We start from the raw sequence: 1,271 nt of genomic DNA, 5'->3' as shown, positions 1-1,271 counted from the left end.
AGCGGGATCAGACCGAGCGAGGGGCTGTCGTGGCTTGGTTGAGGACCGGGAACATCGGGAACGCCGAGCACGATGTTGCGGCGAGGTATCTTGCAGACGCCATCGAACGCGGTGAGCACATGGGGAGCGGGAAAGATGACTGATATTGTGGGCGCATGGGACGACCTAAAGGAGAACATCCCGCAGGTTCATGCGAAAGCCGCCGAGCAGCTGTGGGACATGGGCGACAAGCTCGCCGACGAAATCACCCGCCTACGCAAGCACGCTGAGGCGATGGCGAGGGCGGCAGAGGACATTCGTGAGCAGCGCCTGCGCTCCGGCTTGAGCGGGCCTCACATGAGGGCCATTATCTACACCAATGAGAAAGCTGCTGCCGCCTACCGCGCCGAATACCCTGATGGAGGTGAACGTGGTTAAGGTGACGGATGAAGACAGAGAAGTGGCTTTCGACGCGGTTTGCAGAATTATTGATGGTGGATTTGATGTCGTCTACCTTTCAGAAACAGACCGGCAGGAACTTGCATCAGAACTTTCAGAAGCCTTCGCCGCCCATCGTGAAGCGGCCACACTCAAGGAAAGGGAGAGGTGTGCGGGGGTGGTTGATGAATTCGATATAGATTGGGCTCTCGGTACTGACGAGAACAGAGACCTTATCGCCACCGCCATCCGCAATCTCAAGGAAGGGTGAGTGATGAGTGAATGGCAACCGATTGAGACTGCGCCGAAGGACGGCAGGTGTATTATTGTCGGAAGATTCACCGGCAAGAAAAACAACCATGATGGACTTGTTCAAGTGGACCGATGGCACAACCGAGAACGTGGAGATTCCTACAATGGATTCGGAAAGTTTAATAATCAATTTTGGCCAGCAACCCACTGGATGCCCCTTCCTGCCCCGCCGGAGACATTGTGATGGATCTACGTGAGAAGGTGGCGCGGGCGTTAGTCCCTGTCCTAAGCGGCGGACAAGAGGACACACGAGGCAGGTCGCTCCCAGATGCTCAGTTCGACGAGCTTTCGCCTGATTGGCAAGAACGCCACATGCAGTACGCAGACGCAGCCATACGCACGGTACTGGATGCGCTGAGAGAGCCGTCGCCGGGGATGGTGGATAGGTTCGTCTCGCGCGCCCTGTGCGTATCAATCCACGACGAGGGAAGCTGGTCGAACTATGCCCGCAATCAATGGCAAGCCATGCTAGACGCCGCCATCCGCGAACACGCCATGGATGAGCTTATCGCCGGGGATGCGGATTTGATGGGCGTTGCAAC

The 1,271-nt window shown here is 57.0% G+C and carries 4 protein-coding genes; all 4 read left to right on the top strand.

Going from position 1 to position 1,271, the window contains the following annotated elements; genetic code table 11:
- Window positions 1-135 precede the first annotated feature (135 nt).
- Window positions 136-417: a hypothetical protein gene (locus SPHV1_RS02975; protein WP_054944601.1), complete on the top strand. Its 282-nt coding sequence runs from the start codon at window positions 136-138 to the stop codon at window positions 415-417.
- Window positions 398-688: a hypothetical protein gene (locus SPHV1_RS02970; protein WP_231634483.1), complete on the top strand. Its 291-nt coding sequence runs from the start codon at window positions 398-400 to the stop codon at window positions 686-688. Before SPHV1_RS02975 ends, SPHV1_RS02970 begins: the two co-directional genes overlap by 20 nt.
- A 3-nt stretch (window positions 689-691) precedes the next feature.
- A complete protein-coding gene (locus SPHV1_RS26095) occupies window positions 692-913 on the top strand; it encodes a DUF551 domain-containing protein (protein ID WP_082430767.1) in 222 nt (73 codons plus the stop codon).
- Between the two features lie 128 nt (window positions 914-1,041).
- Window positions 1,042-1,271 (top strand): hypothetical protein (locus SPHV1_RS24785; RefSeq protein WP_156367215.1); only part of this gene is annotated, 230 nt, incomplete at its 3' end.

Source organism: Novosphingobium sp. KN65.2 (assembly GCF_001368935.1).
GTDB lineage: Bacteria > Pseudomonadota > Alphaproteobacteria > Sphingomonadales > Sphingomonadaceae > Novosphingobium > Novosphingobium mathurense.
This window is presented reverse-complemented; position numbering and strand designations above follow the sequence as displayed.

Coding starts and splice junctions, on each gene's coding strand:
- SPHV1_RS02975 (WP_054944601.1), top strand. CDS start 136: ATGACTGATATTGTGGGCGCATGGGACGACCTAAAGGAGAACATCCCG.
- SPHV1_RS02970 (WP_231634483.1), top strand. CDS start 398: ATGGAGGTGAACGTGGTTAAGGTGACGGATGAAGACAGAGAAGTGGCT.
- SPHV1_RS26095 (WP_082430767.1), top strand. CDS start 692: ATGAGTGAATGGCAACCGATTGAGACTGCGCCGAAGGACGGCAGGTGT.